Source organism: Collimonas humicola (assembly GCF_018304945.1).
GTDB classification, from domain to species: Bacteria; Pseudomonadota; Gammaproteobacteria; order Burkholderiales; family Burkholderiaceae_D; genus Collimonas; species Collimonas humicola.
Window position 1 is genome coordinate 568547 of record NZ_JAGQEE010000001.1, and the last position, 19961, is coordinate 588507.

Genomic DNA, 19961 nt, shown 5'->3' on the forward strand with positions numbered 1-19961 from the left:
GGCAAGCGGCGATGTGCTCATCCGAGTAGTCTTGATAGCGCTAACAATACCTGTTTTATTCCCGGGTTGGGGCTTTTTTGTGGCGCTGCAACATAATTTTGCAATTGACTCGTTTTCATGCAGTAAAAGCAACTAATCCGCGAGTGAAAGTGTCTCATAAAGGCAGTTCGTTAAATTTCCCAAATCTTCATAAATCAGTAACATTGCTTCAGGTAAAATCCCAATATGAAAATTTTGATCAGTAACGACGATGGTTACTTGGCGCCGGGCATTATCGCCTTGGCGAACGCGCTGGCGCCGATTGCGGAAATCGTGGTGGTAGCCCCGGACAGCAATCGTTCCGGCTCGTCCAACTCCTTGACTCTGGACCGTCCTTTGTCTGTCCAGCGCGCCGAAAACGGTTTCTATTTCATTAACGGCACGCCATCCGACTGCGTGCACGTGGCCTTGACCGGCTTGTTGAATTTCCGTCCCGACCTGATCGTTTCCGGCATCAACCAGGGCCAGAACATGGGTGACGATACACTGTATTCGGGCACTGTGGCGGCCGCCACCGAGGGATATCTATTCGGTATCCCGGCGATCGCTTTTTCGCAGTTGCACAAAGGCTGGGACGAGCTTGAGGCAGCGGCCATGGTGGCGCGCGATATCGTCGAGCGGCGCTTTGACAACCTGCCGCAGCCTTATCTGCTGAATGTCAACATTCCCAACCTGCCTTACGATCAGCTCAAGCCGGCCCTGGCGACGCGGCTCGGCAAGCGGCATGAGTCGGAATCGGTGATCAAGGCGCAGGATCCGCATGGCCGCGACATTTACTGGATCGGGCCGCCGGGCGGCGCGCGCGATGCTGGCGAGGGAACCGACTTCCACGCTACCGCCAACGGCCATGTCTCGATCACGCCTTTGCAGATCGATCTGACGCACGCGACCCAGCTGGCCGCCCTGAGGAAAGACTTGTCATGACTGACAAGGCGAAGCGTTTTCCGTTGCAGCTGTCATCCGTAGTCGACAAGAAACCCAGCGCTGACCGCAGCAACCGCAGCGTTGCGACGCCGCAGACTGCAACCAAGAACGCCGCCTGGGAAAACTCCCGCAACACGCCGCGCAGCGGCGCCGTGCCGTCAGCGCAGCCGCAGAAACCGGCGCCCGCCGCCAGCAAGCCGATGGCGCGCCCGGCCGAGAGCGCCAGCCACGTCGAGCGCTCCAATTCGATGGTGTCCGACGGCGTGCGCAAAGCCATGGTGGCGCGCGTCGCCAAACAGGGCGTGACGGATGCCAAGGTGCTGGCGGCAATGGAAAGCGTGCCGCGCCATATGTTCATGGAACCTGGCTTGTCGAGCCAGGCGTATATCGACGCCTCCCTGCCGATTGGCCATCACCAGACCATTTCGCAGCCGTATATCGTGGCGCGCATGATCGAGATCATGCGCGATAACCAGCAGGGCGGCGTCCTCAACCGGGTGCTGGAAATCGGCACCGGCTGCGGCTACCAGGCGGCGGTGCTGTCGCTGGTGGCGAAGGAAGTGTATTCGATCGAGCGCATCAAGCCTTTGCATGAACTGGCGCGCAGCAACTTGCGTCCGCTGCGGATCGCCAACATCCGTTTGCATTACGGAGATGGTATGCTTGGGCTGCCGCAGGTGGCGCCATTCGACGGTATCATCCTGGCTGCGGCGGGACTCGAAGTGCCGCAGGCGTTATTGGATCAAATGACGATCGGCGGCCGCCTGGTGGCTCCGGTCGGTTCCCGTCATCAGGTACTGCAGCTCATCCAGCGAACCAGTAAATTTGATTGGACCAGCACCACACTGGAAGACTGTCATTTTGTGCCTTTGCGCGCCGGCACGGTTTGAGGATAGCTTGTGCCGCAGCCGGCGAAACATATTGACGAATAAATCGACGAACAATCAGCGACCCAGTCGCACATACTAATATCAATGTAATGAGAATGAAGAAAACTCGCTTTATCGCTTTGGGAGTAATGATCGCTACGCTGGCGGCGTGCACCACTCCGCGTACCCCCGCTCCGGTAGTCGAGCGCCGCACAGGCGGCAGCGTTGCCACAGGTACAGCCGCAGCCGATGCACCGCGTGCGGTTGAAGGGCGCGGTTCTTACACCGTCAAGCAAGGTGACACCTTGTACCGGATCGCGCTGGAATTTGGTCAGAGCTATCGCGACATCGTGGCCTGGAACAAGCTGGAAAACGCCAACGACATCAAAGTCGGCCAGGTATTGCGCGTGCAGCCGCCGGATGGCAGTTCTGGCGCCGCGGGCGGCGCCCAGGCCGTCAGCGTAGGAACCGGTTCGGGAGTCGAGGTGCGCTCGCTGGGATCGGCGCCATCGGCGGCCGCAAGCGGCGGCAGCGCCGCTAACAAGAACGGACCGCGCGGCGACAAGCGGCCGTATTCGGAAGCGGCGCTGGCAGAATTGCAAAAACCTGACGCGGCGTCCTCCAGCGATGCGCCGAAGGCAGTGGCGCCGGCAGTTGTCGCGCCTGCTGCTGCCGTCGCGGCCAGCACGCCGGCTGCTTCTACGCCAGCGTCAGCAGCAGCGGCCTCCGGCGATGAGGACAAGGTGGACTGGATGTGGCCGGCCGAAGGCAAGCAGGTAGGCGCTTTCGACCAGGGCAAAAAGGGTATCGATATTGCCGGAAAATCAGGGCAATCGGTGGTGGCGGCAGCCGGCGGCAAGGTGATGTATGCCGGCAGCGGTATCCGCGGCTATGGTAATTTGGTTATCATCAAACATACTAGCAACTTGTTGTCCGCTTACGCGCATAATAAGACCATTCTGGTGAAGGAAGGCCAGACTGTAAGCAAGGGCCAGAAAATTGCCGAGATGGGAAATTCGGACAGCGACGTGGTCAAGTTGCATTTCGAAATTCGTCAGCAAGGCAAACCTGTGGATCCATCGAAATTCCTACCGAACCGCTAAATGAGCGCTAAATGAGCAAACGCCCGGCAGATCATCAAGACGAAGAGCATGAGGTCTCATCGGAGCGGCTGGCCGATGATGGGCGCGATGACGACGATGTTGATGCTATCGCCGGCGAGCAGGATATCGACGACGAGGTAGTGGTTGACGGCGTGGTGGTGGTAGTCGACGGCGTCGAGGAGCTGAAGAAGGTCCTGGCGGCGGAACTGTCGACCGACACCACCCAGCACTACCTGAACCAGATCGGCACCCGGCCGTTGCTGACGGTAACCGAGGAAGTGCATTTCGCCACCTTGGCCAAGCAGGGCAATTTCGACGCCCGGCAGAAGATGATCGAACACAATCTGCGGCTGGTGGTGTCGATCGCCAAGCACTATATCAACCGCGGCGTCGCCTTGCTCGACCTGATCGAAGAAGGCAATCTCGGGCTGATGCGGGCGATCGACAAGTTCGAGCCGGAACGCGGTTTCCGTTTCTCCACTTACGCCACCTGGTGGATACGTCAAAGCATCGAACGCGCCATCATGAACCAGGCGCGCACCGTGCGCTTGCCGGTGCACATGGTGCGCGAGCTGAACCAGATCCTGCGCGCCAAATATCATCTGGAAGCCCAGCATCACGACGGCAAGGACGCCAGCGCCGAAGATATCGCCCATCTGGTGGACCGGCCAGTGGAGGATGTGCAAGACGTGCTGGCGCTGTCCGAACATGCAGCTTCGCTGGATGCGCCGCTGGACCAGGATCCGCTGGCCAGCCTGATGGATTTGCTGCCCAGCGCCACCGAAGAAAATCCCGATTCCCGCGCCGAGCAGCAAGAAACCTCGATCCTGGTGCGGGTCTGGCTGGAAAAGCTGACCGACAAGCAGCGCAATGTGATCATGCGCAGGTTCGGTCTGGATAATGACGATCCGTCCACCCTGGAAGAGCTGGCCGCCGAAATCGGCGTGACGCGCGAACGGGTGCGGCAAATCCAGCAGGAAGCCTTGCTCAAGCTGAAACGCTTGCTGGGCGCCAAGGGTGTTGGCAAGGATTCATTCCTTTAGTCAGCCGCATCTGCAGGCATTGCGTTAAGCTGTCCTCAGCGGCCTTGCATGACGCTATAATCTCGGCCTGATTTCACTCCATTTTCCAGGTTGCCGCATGCGGCGGCCTGCAACTGCTTCCTATGCAACAAGACATTATCGATATCAAATCCCTCGACATGGATGCGCGCGGGATCGGCCATTTGCAAAATGAAGACGGCACCCAGGGCAAGGTGATCTTTGTCGAAGGCGCCTTGCCGGGCGAGCGCGTCAGCTTCCTGTCCTATCGCAAGAAGGCCAAATGGGAAGCCGCCAGCATGACAGCCTTGCACAAGGAGTCGGTGTTGCGGGTCAAGCCGCATTGCCCCGTGTTCGGCATTTGCGGCGGCTGCGCCATGCAGCACCTGGAGCCGTCGGCGCAGGTGGCGATCAAGCAGCGCGTGCTGGAAGATAATCTGTGGCATATCGGCAAGGTCAAAGCGGAATCCATGCTGCGGCCGATTTACGGGCCTACCTGGGGCTACCGCTACCGCGCCCGCATATCGGTGCGCAATGTGCCAAAAAAGGGCGGGGTGCTGGTCGGTTTCCATGAGCGCAAGTCATCCTTCATCACGGACATGAAGCAGTGCGAGATATTGCCGGCGAATGTATCGGCGATGCTGGTCCCTTTGCGTCATCTGATCGCTTCGCTCAGCCTGATCGACCATATTCCGCAGATCGAACTGGCGGTCGGCGAAGGGCCGCAAGGCAAGGTGACAGCGCTGGTGTTGCGCATCATGGCGGCCTTGAGCGGCGATGATGAGATCAAGCTGAAGGCGTTCGCGGACCAGTATCAGGTCAACTGGTGGCTGCAGACCGCGGGGCCGGACAGCGCCTATCCGTTTTATCCGGCGCAAGGCGACTTGTATTACACCTTGCCGGAATTCGGCGTGCGGATGCCGTTCAAGCCTACCGATTTCACCCAGGTCAACCACCAGATCAACCGGGTCCTGGTGGCGCGCGCCTTGCGCCTGCTGGACCTGCAGCCGCAGGACCGCGTGGCCGACCTGTTTTGCGGCCTGGGGAATTTCACCTTGCCGCTGGCGACCCAGGTGCGTGAAGTGGTCGGCATCGAAGGCAGCCAGGCCCTGATCAACCGCGCCGGTGAAAATGCCGCCGTCAATCAACTTGCGGACAAGACAACGTTTTACTGCCGCAACCTGTTTGAAGCAACCGCGCAGGATTTCATCGCCCTGGGCAAGTTCGAGCGCATGCTGATTGACCCGCCGCGCGACGGCGCCGCGGCCGTGTGCGAAGCGATCGTCGGGCTGGCCGCCATCGACAAGAGTTTCATGCCGCAGCGGATTGTCTATGTCTCTTGCAATCCGTCGACGCTGGCGCGCGATGCCGGCCTGCTGACCGCCGGCGGCTATCGTCTGAGCCAGGCCGGGGTGGTGAACATGTTCCCGCATACCGCTCACGTGGAATCGATTGCGGTGTTCGATCTGGCTTGATTCAGCTGCCTGATGCGGCTGGACGGCCCATAAAAAAACCGGCCCTCGAGCCGGTTTTTTTGTGTCTGAAGCAGGGTTTTGCCTAGTTGCGGTTGCCGCCGAAGATGCCCAGCAAGGACAGTAGATTGACAAAGATGTTGTAGACATCCAGATACAGGCTCAATGTTGCGGAAATGTAATTTGTTTCGCCGCCATTGATGATGCGCTGCACGTCATACAGGATGTAGGCCGAAAAAATGGCAATCGCGATCACTGATACTGCCAGGTAAAGCGCCGGAATCTGCAGGAAAACATTGGCCAGCGAAGCCAGCAGCAGCACTACGACGCCGGCGAACAGCCATTTTCCCATGTTCGAGAAGTCGCGCTTGCTCACCGTGGCGATACTTGCCATGACGACAAATACGCTGGCGGTACCGCCGAAAGCCATCATGATCAGGGTGGCGCCGTTGGAGAAGCCGACCAGCGTGTGGCCGATCAGGCGCGACAGCATCAGGCCCATGAATAAGGTGAAGCCAAGCAGCAGCAGTACGCCCCAGCCGCTGTTCTTGGTCTTTTCAATTGCATAGAAGAAACCAAAGGCGACCGCCATGAAGACCATGAAGCCGATCAGCGGGCTGTTCCTGAAGAAGCTGAAATCCATCTGGACCCCAAGCCAGGCGCCGGCAATCGTCGGCAGCATGGACAGCGCCAACAGCCAGTACGTATTGCGCAGCACGCGATGCTGAACGCTGAGCACTGTGCTGCCTGGTGAGTAGGTTGGTTGCAGGTTTGGGTTCATTAAAGGACTCCTTTGAAAATTGCAAAAGTATTAAACTGTTGCGATCATAGCACTTGCTGACGTCGTCGTTACGTCAGACAGTAAACCGGCAAAGTGGTTCTCGGCGGGTTTCGGAGCGTCTTCCTGGTGCTTTTATCGGTTTTGCGGGGTAATCACCTTGCGTTTTGGCTAGTTTTGACGATTCTATACGGGTGTTTCGTGTTAAAATCAAAGGTTGATTGAACTATTGGCCAGTCACTCATTTAATGCTTTCATAAAGCACCTTAACCCTTTCTTTCTATTGGAGTTTTTCAGATGGCAATTGAACGCACCCTGTCGATTATCAAACCAGACGCAGTCGCAAAAAACGTAATCGGTCAAATCTACACCCGTTTCGAAAACGCTGGCTTGAAAATCGTTGCTGCCCGCATGACGCACCTGACACGCGCTGAAGCCGAAGGCTTCTACGCTGTGCACCGCGAGCGTCCTTTCTTCAAGGACCTAGTTGATTTCATGATCTCCGGTCCGGTAATGATCCAGGCTCTGGAAGGCGAAAACGCAGTTTTGAAGCACCGCGACCTGATGGGCGCAACCGATCCTAAGAAGGCGGAAAAAGGCACGATCCGTGCTGATTTCGCTGATTCGATCGACGCTAACGCAGTGCACGGTTCGGACGCAGTGGAAGCCGGCAAGGTTGAAATCGCCTATTTCTTCCCAACGGTCTAAGCTGAACTAAAGTTGTTTTGTTGTAGCAGGGCGGACGCGGCAGGCAGAACGATGCCGCTGCCACCCTGAGTAATATAGAAAATTGGAAATGCCATGACTGCTCTCACCAACCTGCTGGATCTGGATCCCGCACAACTGACCGCGTATTGCGGCGAGTTGGGGGAGAAGCCATTCCGCGCCAAACAATTATTGCGCTGGATTCATCAATTCGGCGCGCACGATTTCGACGCGATGACCGACCTCGCCAAGTCATTGCGTGACAAGCTGGCGACCCGGGCGATCATCGCCGCTCCCGCTGTGATCAGCGATCACACCTCGACTGACGGCACCCGCAAATGGCTGCTTGATGTTGGCCAGGGCAATGCGGTCGAGACGGTGTTCATCCCCGAGGAAAACCGCGGCACCTTGTGTATTTCGACACAGGCCGGCTGCGCCGTGAACTGCCGCTTTTGCTCCACCGGCAAGCAAGGTTTCAGCCGCAATCTGACGGTCGGTGAAATCATCGGCCAGCTGTGGATGGCGGAATTCGAATTGCGCAAGTCCAAGGGTGTCGAGCCCGGCCATAAAGGCGAGCGCCAGATCACCAACGTGGTGATGATGGGCATGGGCGAGCCTCTGCTGAACTATGAGCCGACGGTGACGGCGCTGAAGCTGATGCTGGACGATAACGCCTACGGCCTGTCGCGCCGCCGCGTGACGCTGTCCACCAGCGGCGTGGTGCCGATGATCGACAAGCTGTCGCAAGACTGCGCGGTGGCGATGGCGGTGTCGCTGCACGCCTCCAACGACACCTTGCGCGATGGCCTGGTGCCGCTCAACAAGAAATACCCGTTGCGTGAGCTGATGGCGGCCTGCAAGCGTTATCTGGAATTCGCGCCGCGCGATTTCATTACCTTTGAATACTGCATGCTGGATGACGTCAACGATACCGACGCCCACGCCCGCGAGCTGATCGCCCTGGTGCAGGGCCATGGCGGCGGTCCGGTGGTGCCGTGCAAATTCAACCTGATTCCGTTTAACCCTTTCCCTGAGTCCGGCCTGAAGCGCTCCAACAATCCGCGCATCAAGGCCTTTGCGCAGATCCTGATGGACGCCGGCATCGTCACCACTGTGCGCAAGACGCGCGGCGACGATATCGATGCCGCCTGCGGCCAGCTGGCAGGGGAAGTGCAAGACCGTACGCGCGTGCAGGAACGCATGCAGAAAATGACCGAATATCAGCAGAAATTCGGGAAGAATTTTGGCCGCATCATCGAGGTGTCTGAGTGACAGATCAAGTGAGCAGCAAACTGGGTAGCTGGAGTGGCCGTATCGTGTTTGCCGCGACGGCCTTGTCATTACTGGCAGGCCTGAGCGGCTGCGCCAATCCGCCGCTGAGCAGCGAGCAGCAGAGCGGATCCACCCGCGAGCTGGCGACCAGCTCCGACCAGACCGAGGCGCAACGCCGTGCCGGCATCCGTTTGCAGCTGGCGGTCGGTTATTACGAGCAGCGCCAGCTGGAAGTCGCCCTGGACGAGATCAAGCAGGCGCTGGCCGCTGATCCTGAGATGGCCGATGGCTACAGTGTGCGCGGCCTGATTTATATGGATATGGGCGAGAATCGCCTGGCCGACGAAAATTTCCAGCGTGCCTTGCGGCTGGCGCCGAGCAATCCGGATTTTGCCAATAATTATGGCTGGTTCCTGTGCCAGAACGGCCGCGCCAAGGAGTCGCTGGCTTATTTCGAGACTGCCTTGAAGAGCCGTACCTACCAGTCGCCGGCAAAGGCTCTGACCAATGCCGGCGTGTGCAGCCTCAAACTGAACGATACGGCGGCGGCAGAGCGTTATCTGCTGCAAGCCTTCCAGTTCGATGCCAGCAATCCGCTGACCAATGCCAAGCTTGCGCAGCTGGCATATGACCACAACGACTATGAGCGGGCCCGGTTTTATATTGGGCTCGTATTGAAAACAGATGTGCAAAATGCGGAAGCATTATGGACAGCAATCAAAGTGGAGCGCAAGTTGGGTGACACAGCTGCAGAAGCAAGTTTGGTGACGCAATTACGCCGTCGTTTTGCCGGCTCCCCGGAATTCGCTGCTTACCAGCGCGGAGCGTTTAATGAGTGAGCCAGAACAGTTGAAGCGGGCTGCTGCCGACGAAGTCCTGCACTTGGACAATCTGGCCGAGCAGGCGCACAGCGCAGCCGGCCCGGCCACGCTCGGTAGCCAGCTGGCCGGCAGGCGCGAGCAGCTTGGCTGGTCGGTGGCGGAAGTCGCCAGCCATCTGAAGCTGGCGCCGCGCCAGATCGAAGCAATGGAAGCCGATAATTACTCCGCCTTGCCGACCATGGTCATGACGCGCGGCTTTATCCGCTCCTACGCCAAATTGCTGGACCTCGACGTGAGCGACGCATTGGCGGCCATTTCACCCGCAGCCGCGGTGCAACCCGTGCGCGCTACCGCGCATGGCCAGCTGTCGACGCCTTTTTCAGAGTCCCGTTTCAGCTTGATGGGGCGCAGCAAATTCGCTTATAAATGGCTGGTCGTGCTGGCGGTGCTGTTGTTGCTGGCGGCGGTGGCGATACGGCTCGATGTGCTGCCGGTGGTGCAGAATACCTTGCAGTCGTTGAGCGAGAAAGCTGCCGCATCGGCAACTGCCTCAACGGCTGCGTCAACTAGCGAAGACGCTGCTGCCGCTTCGTCTGCGAGCATGGATACCCAGGCCGCCGATAAAGAAGCGAATGCAGCTTTGACGGCTGCTCCGGCTGCGGCCGTTCCTGCGGCGAACGGGGCAACGGTAGCTGGCGCCGAAGTTAACGCTGCCGCGGCCAGTCCTGTTGCGGCCAATGGCGGAGCAACTGCAGCGACAGCCAGCCCGGCGGGCGGCGGCGAACTAAGCCTGAACTTCCGCCAGGATTCATGGGTCGATATCAAGCGCGCTGACAACACCGTGCTGATTTCGCGTCTGGTGAAAGCCGGCAGCACGGAAACGGTAGACATGTCGCAGCCGGTCAACGTCATCATCGGCAATATCGCCGGGGTTGACGCTACCTTGCGCGGCGCGCCGCTGGACCTGAAGGCCGGGTCCAAGACCAATGTCGCCCGGCTGACCTTGAAATAAGCTTGAAAGAGAGATGTTCATGAATCTTCCGATCGGCTCAGGCCCTACTGCACGACGTCTCAGCCGCGGCGCGGTGATCAGCTACGGCGAGCGCAAGATCATGGTCGGCGGCGGCGCACCGGTGGTGGTGCAGTCGATGACCAATACCGATACCGCCGACGCCATCGGCACCGCGATCCAGATCAAGGACCTGGCGCGCGCCGGTTCCGAACTGGTGCGGATTACCGTGAATAATCCGGAAGCGGCGGCGGCTGTGCCGGCGATCCGCGAACAGCTGGACAAGATGGGCATCGATGTGCCGCTGGTGGGCGATTTTCACTACAACGGCCATACCTTGCTGAACGATTATCCTGAGTGTGCCCAGGCCTTGTCGAAATACCGCATCAACCCGGGCAATGTGGGCAAGGGCGCCAAGCGCGACACCCAGTTTGCGCAGATGATTGAAGCCGCTTGCAAGTACAACAAGCCGGTGCGCATCGGCGTCAACTGGGGCAGTCTCGACCAGGCGCTGCTGGCGCGCATCATGGACGAGAACGCCGCGCGCAGCCAGCCTTGGCCGGCGCAGGCGGTGATGTACGAAGCGCTGGTGACTTCGGCCATCGAAAACGCGCAAAGAGCGGAAGAGCTCGGCTTGGCTGCCGACCGTATCATCCTGTCGTGCAAGGTCTCCGGCGTGCAGGATCTGATCGCCGTATACCGGGAACTGGCGCGCCGCTGCGACTACCCTCTGCATCTGGGGTTGACCGAAGCGGGCATGGGCAGCAAGGGCATCGTCGCCTCGACCGCGGCCTTGTCGGTGCTGCTGCAAGAGGGCATAGGCGACACCATCCGGATTTCGCTGACGCCGGAACCGGGCGGCGACCGCACCCGCGAAGTGATCGTCGGCCAGGAAATCTTGCAGACCATGGGCTTGCGCAAATTCGCGCCGATGGTGATTGCATGTCCTGGCTGCGGCCGCACCACGTCGACCGTGTTCCAGGACCTGGCTGACAAGATCCAGACCTATCTGCGCGATCAGATGCCGGTCTGGAAAAAAGCTTACCCGGGCGTTGAAGGCATGAATGTGGCGGTCATGGGTTGCATCGTGAATGGCCCCGGCGAGTCCAAGCATGCGAATATCGGTATCAGCTTGCCGGGCACGGGCGAATCGCCTGCGGCGCCGGTATTCATCGATGGCGAGAAGAAACTGACGTTGCGCGGCGAGCGGATTGCCGAAGAATTCCAGGCAGTCGTGCTGGATTATGTGAAGAGCCATTACGGCAAGCAGGCAGCCTGAGCCAAGCCAGCAATACAGCAACAAATAGTCGCGAAAAATTGATCACTACCAGTGAATTGAAAAAGAATGTCAGAAAATAAGAAAGCCGAAAAAATCGTCGGCGTAAAGGGAATGAACGATATCCTGCCGGCCGATGCGGCCTTGTGGGAATTGTTTGAAAACACCGTCGAATCGGTGCTCAAGAGCTACGGCTTCCAGAAGATCCGTACGCCTATCGTCGAACCGACGGCCTTGTTTGCGCGCGGCCTCGGCGCGGTCACCGATATCGTCGAAAAGGAAATGTATTCCTTCACCGATTCGATGAACGGCGACAACCTGACCCTCCGTCCGGAAAGCACTGCCGGCGTGGTGCGCGCCGCCATCGAACATAACCTGACCTACGACGGCCCTAAGCGGCTCTGGTATAACGGCCCGATGTTCCGCCACGAGCGGCCGCAGCGCGGACGCTATCGGCAGTTCCATCAGGTCGGCGCCGAAGCGCTGGGCTTTACCGGCCCGGATATCGATGCCGAACTGATCATGATGTGCCAGCGGCTGTGGGACGACCTCGGTTTGCAAGACGTCAAGCTGCAACTCAATTCGATCGGCGACGCCGAAGAGCGCAACCGCCATCGCGCTGACCTGATCGCTTACTTTGAACAGCATCAGGAATTGCTGGACGCCGATGCCCAGCGCCGCTTGCATACCAATCCGCTGCGCATCCTGGACACCAAGAATCCCGCGATGCAGGAAATGGTCAATGCCGCGCCGCAGCTGCTGTCCTACCTGGGCGCGGAATCGCTGGCGCACTTCGAAGGCGTGCAGAAGATCCTGAATCACAACAATATTCCTTTCACCATCAACCCGCGCCTGGTGCGCGGCATGGATTACTACAACCGCACGGTGTTCGAATGGGTGACCGACCAGCTCGGTTCGCAGGGGACGGTCTGTGGCGGCGGCCGCTACGATCCGCTGGTGGAAATGTTCGGCGGCAAGCCGACCCCGGCCTGCGGCTTTGCCATGGGCGTGGAACGCCTGCTGGAACTGATGCGGGCGAACGGCGAACAGGCTGAACGCAACGAGTGCGACGTTTATCTGGTGCATCAGGGCGAGGCGGCGCAGCTGCAATCGTTCGTGCTGGCGGAACGTCTGCGCAATGCCGGGCTGGATGTTGTGCTACATTGCGCTTCGTCCAATGCCGGCGGCAGCTTCAAATCGCAGATGAAACGGGCCGACGCCAGCGGTGCGGCATACGCCATCATCATCGGCGACGATGAAGTCGCCAACCATACTGCGACTGTCAAGACCTTGCGTGCCGACAGCCACGCGGGGCATGATCATGCGGCCGATGGCGAAAAAGCGAGCGGCGGCAATCAAAGTGTCGTACCTTTCGATGCGGTAAGCGATTATCTGGTTGATCAGATCGTCGGAGCAGGTGACGATCATGGTCACGACCATGGCGATCACGTTCATTATCATCACTAAAATCAACAACTAAAAATCATATGGCATTCGATCTCGACGAACAGGAACAACTGGCAACGCTCAAGAACTGGTGGGACAAGTACGGCAATCTGGCCACCTGGGTGCTGATCATCGCGCTGGCGGCGTATGCCGGCTGGTCCGGCTGGAACTACTACCAGCGCAGCCAGGCCTTGCAGGCTTCGCAGCTCTACGACGAGCAGCAAAAGGCTGTGACGGCGAAAGACAACGCCAAGGTGCAGCGCGCCGCCGCCGATATCCAGCAGAAATTCGGCAGCACCGCCTATGCCGGCATGGCCGCCATGTCTGCCGCCAAGGCAGCGTTCGACGCCAACGATCTGAACGCCGCCAAGGAACAGCTGCAATGGGTGGTCGATCATGGTCACGATGCAGACTACAAGGCGCTGGCCAGAATCCGCCTGGCGGGCATCTTGCTGGACCAGAAGGCCTATGACGATGGCTTGAAAGTGCTGGCGGCCGACTTGCCCGCACCTTTCGCCAGCGCCGCGGCTGACCGCAAGGGCGACATCCTTGTCGCGCAGAACAAGCTCGACGAAGCACGCGCCGCTTACCAGCTGGCGCTGGACAAGATGGATAGCAAGAATCCCGGCAAACAATTGATTCAATTGAAACTGGATGCGATTGGCGGAGCTCCAGCCAAAGCGGCAGCCTGATAATTCGAAAAGGAAGAATATGCGTGTTATGACTATGCGAGCGGTGAAGGTTGCCTGTGCTGGCGCTCTGCTGATATTGGGCGGCTGTTCCTTGTTCAGCGGCAAGGCGCCAAGTAATCCGCCGGCACCTTTGGTCGAGTTTACGCAAAGCCTGAAAGTCCATCCTGCATGGACGCAATCGATAGGCAGTGCTTCCATCTTTACATTCTCGCCGGCAGTTGCCGGCAACAGCGTGTACGCAGCAGCGACCGACGGCACCGTGGTCCGCATCGACGCCGTTACCGGCGCGGTGGCCTGGAAGATCAGCGCCGGCAGCAAGCTGACCGGCGGCGTCGGCACGGACGGCACGATTGTCGCCGTAGCCGGCGACAAGGGCATGCTGCTGGCGTTTGACGCCGAAGGCAAGAAGCGTTGGCAGGCGCAGGCTTCCAGCGAGATCCTGTCGGCGCCGGCGGTAGGCCAGGGGCTGGTGATCGTCCGCAGCCAGGACAATCGCATTTCCGCATTCGACGCCGAAACCGGCGAGCGCCGCTGGACCGTGCTGCGCACTTTGCCGACGCTGACGCTGCGCTCGGCGCCTGGTATCCTGGTTGTTCCGCAGGCAACATTCCTGTCGTTGCCGGGTGGCCGCTTGTCGGCCTTGAACCTGACTAACGGCGGCCCATGGTGGGAAATGGCGATCGGCGATCCGCGCGGCACTACCGAGCTGGAACGGGTTGCAGACGCTTCCGGCATGCCGGTGATCGTCGGCCGTGACGTTTGCGCCGTCGCTTATCAAGGCCGGGTCGGCTGTTTCGATGCCGGCAGCGGCAACGCGCACTGGGTCAAGCCGTTCTCCAGCGATGTCGGGGTCGGCAGCGATGGCCATAACATCTATGCGGCTGACGAACGCGGCGCAATCTCCGCGTTCACTCTGGACAGCGGTGCGGTAGTATGGCAAAACAAGCAGTTGGCCAACCGTGTCCTGACTACTCCGGTGGTATTGGGCAACACAGTGGTTGTCGGCGATTTTGAAGGGTATATTCACTTCTTGTCGCGCGAAGACGGCGCACTGAAAGCACGGATCCGTGCAGATAGCAGCGCAGTACTGCCGAACCCGGTGGTAGCTGGCTCTAATGTGATTTTTCAAACCAAAGCAGGAACATTGATCGCTATTGCGACAGAGTAAGATTTTAATGAAGCCAGTAATAGCACTTGTAGGACGTCCCAATGTCGGCAAATCGACGTTATTTAATCGCCTGACGCGTTCCCGTGATGCGTTGGTCGCCGATTTGCCCGGCCTGACTCGCGATCGCCACTATGGCGAAGGGCGGGTCGGCGAGCGGCCATTCCTGGTGATTGATACTGGTGGTTTCGAGCCGGTGGCCAAAGAAGGCATCATGCACGAAATGGCCAAGCAGACCAAGCAGGCCGTGGCAGAAGCCGACGTCGTGATCTTTATCGTCGACGGCCGCCAGGGCCTGACGCCGCATGACAAGACCATCACCGATTTCCTGCGCAAATCGGGCCGCTCGGTGATGCTGGTGGTGAACAAGTCCGAAGGGATGAAGTACACCTCGGTCACCGCCGAATTCTACGAACTCGGCATGGGCGATCCGTATGTCATATCGGCTGCGCACGGCGACGGCGTTGCCGACCTGGTGGAAGAATCGCTGGACCTGGCGTTCGCGCAGCGTCCGCCGGAAGTGGAGGAGCCTGAAGGCAAGGAAGATCGCGGCATCAAGATTGCCATCGTCGGCCGGCCGAATGTCGGCAAGTCGACCCTGGTCAACACCTTGCTGGGCGAAGAGCGCGTGATCGCGTTCGACATGCCGGGCACGACCCGCGATTCGATCGAGATTCCGTTCGAGCGCGACGGCAAGAAATACACCTTGATCGACACGGCCGGCATCCGCCGGCGCGGCAAGGTGTTTGAAGCCATCGAGAAATTTTCGGTGGTCAAGACCTTGCAATCGATTTCGGAAGCCAACGTAGTCTTGCTGCTGCTGGATGCGCAGCAGGATATCTCGGAGCAGGACGCCCATATCGCCGGCTTCGTGCTGGAAACCGGCCGTGCGCTGGTGGTCGGCGTCAACAAATGGGATGGCCTGACCAGCGACCGTCGCGATGAAATCAAGATGGACATGGACCGCAAGCTGAATTTCCTGTCGTTTGCGAAATTCCACTTCATTTCCGCATTGAAGTCGACCGGCATCACGCCTTTGATGAAATCCATCGATTCCGCCTATGCGGCAGCGATGTCCAATCTGACCACGCCAAAACTGACGCGTGCCCTGATCGAAGCAGTGGAGCACCAGCAGCCGCGGCGCAAGGGTTCGATCCGTCCGAAGCTGCGTTATGCCCACCAGGGCGGCATGAACCCGCCTATCGTCGTCATCCATGGCAATGCCCTGGAATCGATCGAGGATAACTATAAACGTTATCTGGAAAAACATTTCCGCGAAACTTTTTCGCTGGTCGGGACTCCATTACGTATCGAATTCAGATCCAGCCGGAATCCATACGCGCGCCAGGAAAAATAATTTTTTAAAAATACTTTTTTCTAAGCAGTAAATCTGAAAATCGTTTACATTCGTAAAACACCCACCGAGTCATTCACTTAGAATCATATTGGTTCTAATATGCATTTTGCATTTGACTTCTAATCACAACAACACAGTGGAGTAGCCATGAGTAATAAAGGGCAATTGTTACAAGACCCGTTTTTGAACGCCTTGCGCAAGGAACATGTTCCGGTTTCTATCTATCTGGTCAACGGCATCAAGCTGCAGGGCCATATTGAATCCTTCGATCAATACGTCGTTTTATTGCGCAATACCGTTACCCAAATGGTATACAAACACGCCATCTCAACCGTAGTTCCTGCTCGCGCTGTCAATCTGAATCTTGAATCTGAAGCAGAATAACCATTTGCCGGCCGCTTTGTCGCAGAGCGGGGCGGCTACTCGATTGTTCCTATGCGCGCAGCGCTAGTTGGCGTGGACTTCGGCAAAGGCGACTTTGCCGCGAGTCTCGAAGAGCTTTCCTTGCTGGCCAAGTCTGCCGGCGCGTTGCCGTTGATCACCATCACCGGAAAGCGCAGCAGCCCGGACGCCGCCTTGTTTGTCGGTTCCGGCAAGGCACAGGAAATCGCCGACGCCGTGTTTGATGATGAACTTGAAATTGTCATTTTCAACCACGCCTTGTCACCCGCCCAGCAGCGCAATCTTGAGCGAGTACTCAAAGTCAGAGTCCTGGACCGCACCAGCCTGATCCTCGACATCTTTGCCCAAAGAGCCAAAAGCCATGAGGGTAAGGTGCAGGTTGAGCTTGCGCAGTTGCAGCATCTGGCGACGCGCCTGATCCGCGGCTGGACTCACTTGGAACGACAAAAGGGCGGTATCGGCCTGCGCGGCCCGGGTGAAACCCAGCTGGAAACCGACCGCCGCTTGTTGGGCGACAGGGTCAAGGCCTTGCGCGCACGGCTGGACAAGCTGCATAAGCAGCACGCAACGCAAAGGCGGGCGCGCGGCCGCAGTGCGACGATTTCGATTTCGCTGGTGGGCTATACCAATGCCGGCAAGTCAACCTTGTTCAATGCGCTGGCCAAGGCCGGCGTATATGCCGCGGACCAGCTGTTTGCAACGCTGGACACCACTTCCAGGCGGGTTTACCTGGGCGAGGCGGGCAGTGTAGTGATTTCGGATACGGTTGGTTTCATTCGTGAATTGCCGCATCAGTTGGTAGCTGCATTCCGGGCTACCCTGGAAGAGACCATCCATGCCGACCTGTTGTTGCACGTGGTCGATGCGGCAAGTCCGGCGCGCATGGAGCAGATCGAGCAGGTAAACCTGGTGTTGAAGGAAATCGGCGCCGACCATATTCCGCAGATTCTGGTGTGGAATAAGATCGATGCGGCAGAACTGGAGCCTTCGGCCGAGCGTGATGAGTATGATAAAATTCAGCGAGTTTTTATCAGCGCGCAAAAGGGCATAGGCCTGGACTTATTGCGTCAGGCCATTACAGAATTTGTTGCCCGGGTACCAACAGCAACGGCCTATCCGGCGCCGGCTGCGGATCTTGAGGATAACCACATTAAACAGGTGTGAACCGGTTTTAAACAAATTCTTACAAGTTCTTATAAGGTAACTGAACTGTAAAGGTAATTGTAAGTAAGCAACGTTGATCAAACGCCTCTCACGAGCATTCCAACCTATTTGTTTTATTTACTTAAAGATAACGATCGAATGCTTGGTACCCTATTCAAAAAACTTGGTTTGAAATTTTCGCTGAACGACCCGCAATGGGGCCGCAATTCGCAAAATGACAACAAGCAAAACAACGATGGCAAAAAGCCAAACAACGGCCCTCCAGATCTGGACAAGCTGTGGCAAGACTTCAACCAGCGTTTGACCCGCCTGCTTGGCAGTAAAAGCGGCGGCGGAGGTGGTGATTCCAGCGGTGGCGGCTTCAATCCAGGCATGAAGGGCGCCGGCGTCGGCGTCGGCGCGATTGCCGTGGTAGTGGCCTTGCTGTGGCTGGCAAGCGGTTTCTTTACCGTGCAGGAAGGCCAGACCGGCGTTGTGATGACATTCGGCAAGTACAGCCATGCGACCACGCCAGGTTTCAACTGGCGCTGGCCTTATCCTATCCAAAGCCATGAAATCGTCAATGTTTCCCAGGTGCGTACGGTGGAAGTGGGCTATCGCGCCAACGCCAAGAACAAGCAGCCGAAAGAAGCCCTGATGCTGACCGATGATGAAAACATCATCGACATCCAGTTTGCCGTGCAGTACACGCTGAAGAGCGCATCGGACTGGATTTTCAACGTGCGCGACCCGGAAGAGACTGTACGCCAGGTGGCGGAAACCTCGATTCGCGAGGTCGTCGGCAAGAGCAAGATGGATTTCGTGCTGTACGAAGGCCGCGAAAAAGTGGCGCTCGATACCAGCCAGCTGATGCAGCAGATCCTGGATCGCTATAAGGTCGGCGTGCAGATCACCAACGTCACCATGCAAGGCGTGCAACCGCCGGAGCAGGTGCAGGCGGCGTTCGACGATGCGGTCAAGGCCAGCCAGGACCGCGAGCGTCAGAAGAATGAAGGCCAGGCCTACGCCAACGACGTGATTCCGAAGGCGCGCGGCGCAGCATCGCGCTTGCTGCAGGAAGCGGAAGCTTACAGTGCACGGGTTACCGCCAATGCCGAAGGCGATGCCTCACGCTTCAAGCAGGTGCTGGCCGAATACCAGAAAGCGCCGGCGGTGACGCGGGACCGGATGTATCTGGACACGATGCAGCAGATTTTTGCGAATACGACAAAAGTAATGGTTGATGCTAAAAGCGGGAGTAATTTATTGTATTTGCCATTGGATAAACTGATTTCGCAATCAGTGTCTGGCGCTACTGCACCGGCCGCCGCCAGCGCAAGCACCGGCACGATCCCGTCGACGGCGATGAAAGACGGCGCCAGCACGGTAGAACAGCGGCCGCAGTCGGATGAGCGGTCGCGCGATAGTCGCGACTCCCGTGATCGGGAGGGTCGATAATGAATCGCCTTATCTCATTGCTGATATGCATCTTCCTGGCGCTATGGCTGATGTTTTCGACGATCTTCGTGGTCGACCAGCGCCAGTATGCGATCCTGTTCGCCTTCGGTGAAGTCAAGCAGGTGATCAACCAGCCTGGCCTGCATTTCAAGCTGCCGCCGCCGTTCCAGAACGTGCTGTTCCTGGACAAGCGTATCTTGACCATCGATCCGCCGGATACCGACCGTTTCATCACCGCGGAAAAAATGAACATCTTGATCGACGCCTTTGTAAAATGGCGCATTACCGATCCGAAACTGTATTTCGTCAGTTTCGGCGGCGATGAAAAGCGCGCGCAAGACCGCATGTCGCAAATCGTCAAGGCAGCCCTGAACGATGAAATCACCAAGCGCACCGTGCGCGAAGTGATTTCCGGCCAGCGCGGCAAAGTCATGGATTCGATTCGTTCCAAGGTGGCGGAAGAAGCCAAGCAGATCGGCGTCGATATCATCGATGTGCGCCTCAAGCGTGTCGACTACGTCGACCAGATCAATGCGTCCGTCTATGACCGGATGAAATCCGAGCGTTTGCGGGTCGCCAATGAATTGCGTTCCACCGGTTCAGCCGATTCTGAGAAGATTCGTGCCGATGCCGACAAGCAGCGTACAGTGATCCTTGCGGAGGCTTATCGCGATGCTGAAAAGATGCGCGGCGAGGGCGACGCCAAGGCTTCGCAGATCTATGCCCAGGCATTCGGCCAGAATCCGGAGTTTTACAAGTTCTATCGCAGCCTTGAAGCTTATCGCGCCAGCTTCAAGACCCGCCAGGACTTGATGGTGATCGATCCGAACTCGGAATTCTTTAAATATTTCCGCAGTCCGGCCGGTGGCGGGACGGCAGCGCCAGCAAAAAAATAAGCCAGCCGCTGCAAGGATAAAGTAGTCTGGGAATGGCGCCCTCGATAGAGGCGCCATTCCTTATTTTCGGCGACGGCGTACTTGCAGCAGTTCT

At 58.2% G+C, this 19961-nt stretch carries 19 protein-coding genes; 18 read left to right on the top strand and 1 reads right to left on the bottom strand.

All coding sequences use genetic code 11. The annotated features are described in order from the left end of the window. The first annotated feature begins 225 nt into the window (after nt 1-225). The 5 genes from surE (at nt 226) to rlmD (ending at nt 5450) form a co-directional block, all read left to right on the top strand. Entirely contained in the window at nt 226-963 is a 738-nt protein-coding gene (gene surE / locus KHU30_RS02715) for a 5'/3'-nucleotidase SurE (RefSeq protein WP_211441094.1), read from the top strand. Beyond that, nucleotides 960-1853 carry a protein-L-isoaspartate(D-aspartate) O-methyltransferase gene (locus KHU30_RS02720; protein ID WP_211441095.1) on the top strand — a complete coding sequence of 298 codons (894 nt, stop codon included), beginning with the start codon at nt 960-962 and terminating at the stop codon, nt 1851-1853. The genes surE and KHU30_RS02720 overlap by 4 nt, the downstream gene beginning before the upstream one ends. Before the next feature lie 95 nt (nt 1854-1948). Further along, nucleotides 1949-2935, top strand: coding sequence for a peptidoglycan DD-metalloendopeptidase family protein (locus KHU30_RS02725; protein WP_211441096.1), 987 nt, complete (start codon nt 1949-1951; stop codon nt 2933-2935). Between the two features lie 11 nt (nt 2936-2946). Next, entirely contained in the window at nt 2947-3978 is a 1032-nt protein-coding gene (gene rpoS / locus KHU30_RS02730; protein WP_211441097.1) for an RNA polymerase sigma factor RpoS, read from the top strand. A 122-nt stretch (nt 3979-4100) separates the two neighbouring features. Then, nucleotides 4101-5450, top strand: a complete 1350-nt coding sequence (gene rlmD, locus KHU30_RS02735; RefSeq protein WP_211441098.1) for a 23S rRNA (uracil(1939)-C(5))-methyltransferase RlmD — start codon at nt 4101-4103, stop codon at nt 5448-5450. Nucleotides 5451-5532: 82 nt separating this feature from the next. Here rlmD and KHU30_RS02740 read toward each other — a convergent pair whose 3' ends face one another. Continuing rightward, on the bottom strand, nt 5533-6228 hold the full coding sequence (locus KHU30_RS02740) for a Bax inhibitor-1/YccA family protein (RefSeq protein ID WP_211441099.1): 696 nt from the start codon (nt 6226-6228) through the stop codon (nt 5533-5535). A 294-nt stretch (nt 6229-6522) separates the two neighbouring features. Here KHU30_RS02740 and ndk point away from each other — a divergent pair, with 294 nt between their 5' ends. The 13 genes from ndk to hflC all read left to right on the top strand — a co-directional run bounded on the left by ndk (nt 6523) and on the right by hflC (nt 19867). After that, entirely contained in the window at nt 6523-6933 is a 411-nt protein-coding gene (gene ndk, locus KHU30_RS02745) for a nucleoside-diphosphate kinase (RefSeq protein ID WP_211441100.1), read from the top strand. A 93-nt stretch (nt 6934-7026) separates the two neighbouring features. Next, on the top strand, nt 7027-8202 hold the full coding sequence (rlmN, locus tag KHU30_RS02750) for a 23S rRNA (adenine(2503)-C(2))-methyltransferase RlmN (RefSeq protein WP_098497192.1): 1176 nt from the start codon (nt 7027-7029) through the stop codon (nt 8200-8202). Further along, nucleotides 8199-9041, top strand: coding sequence for a type IV pilus biogenesis/stability protein PilW (pilW, locus tag KHU30_RS02755; protein WP_211441101.1), 843 nt, complete (start codon nt 8199-8201; stop codon nt 9039-9041). The genes rlmN and pilW overlap by 4 nt, the downstream gene beginning before the upstream one ends. After that, nucleotides 9034-10035 (top strand): helix-turn-helix domain-containing protein, encoded by a 1002-nt coding sequence (locus KHU30_RS02760; protein ID WP_211441102.1) that lies wholly within the window; start codon nt 9034-9036, stop codon nt 10033-10035. Before pilW ends, KHU30_RS02760 begins: the two co-directional genes overlap by 8 nt. 19 nt (nt 10036-10054) lie before the next feature. Continuing rightward, nucleotides 10055-11311 carry a flavodoxin-dependent (E)-4-hydroxy-3-methylbut-2-enyl-diphosphate synthase gene (gene ispG / locus KHU30_RS02765; RefSeq protein ID WP_211441103.1) on the top strand — a complete coding sequence of 419 codons (1257 nt, stop codon included), beginning with the start codon at nt 10055-10057 and terminating at the stop codon, nt 11309-11311. A gap of 66 nt (nt 11312-11377) precedes the next feature. Continuing rightward, complete coding sequence (gene hisS / locus KHU30_RS02770; protein WP_211441104.1) at nt 11378-12775, top strand: histidine--tRNA ligase; 1398 nt, start codon at nt 11378-11380, stop codon at nt 12773-12775. A 20-nt stretch (nt 12776-12795) separates the two neighbouring features. Further along, nucleotides 12796-13446 (top strand): YfgM family protein, encoded by a 651-nt coding sequence (locus tag KHU30_RS02775; protein ID WP_211441105.1) that lies wholly within the window; start codon nt 12796-12798, stop codon nt 13444-13446. A gap of 28 nt (nt 13447-13474) precedes the next feature. After that, nucleotides 13475-14614, top strand: a complete 1140-nt coding sequence (gene bamB / locus KHU30_RS02780) for an outer membrane protein assembly factor BamB (protein WP_329956630.1) — start codon at nt 13475-13477, stop codon at nt 14612-14614. A 7-nt stretch (nt 14615-14621) separates the two neighbouring features. Next, nucleotides 14622-15968, top strand: coding sequence for a ribosome biogenesis GTPase Der (gene der, locus KHU30_RS02785; RefSeq protein ID WP_211441107.1), 1347 nt, complete (start codon nt 14622-14624; stop codon nt 15966-15968). 147 nt (nt 15969-16115) lie between these two features. Further along, nucleotides 16116-16352, top strand: a complete 237-nt coding sequence (gene hfq / locus KHU30_RS02790; RefSeq protein WP_019141241.1) for an RNA chaperone Hfq — start codon at nt 16116-16118, stop codon at nt 16350-16352. A 51-nt stretch (nt 16353-16403) separates the two neighbouring features. Then, nucleotides 16404-17534, top strand: coding sequence for a GTPase HflX (gene hflX / locus KHU30_RS02795; RefSeq protein WP_211441108.1), 1131 nt, complete (start codon nt 16404-16406; stop codon nt 17532-17534). A gap of 138 nt (nt 17535-17672) precedes the next feature. Next, nucleotides 17673-18971, top strand: coding sequence for an FtsH protease activity modulator HflK (hflK, locus tag KHU30_RS02800; RefSeq protein WP_211441109.1), 1299 nt, complete (start codon nt 17673-17675; stop codon nt 18969-18971). Next, nucleotides 18971-19867, top strand: coding sequence for a protease modulator HflC (gene hflC, locus KHU30_RS02805; protein WP_211441110.1), 897 nt, complete (start codon nt 18971-18973; stop codon nt 19865-19867). The genes hflK and hflC overlap by 1 nt, the downstream gene beginning before the upstream one ends. The last annotated feature ends 94 nt before the right edge of the window (nt 19868-19961 follow it).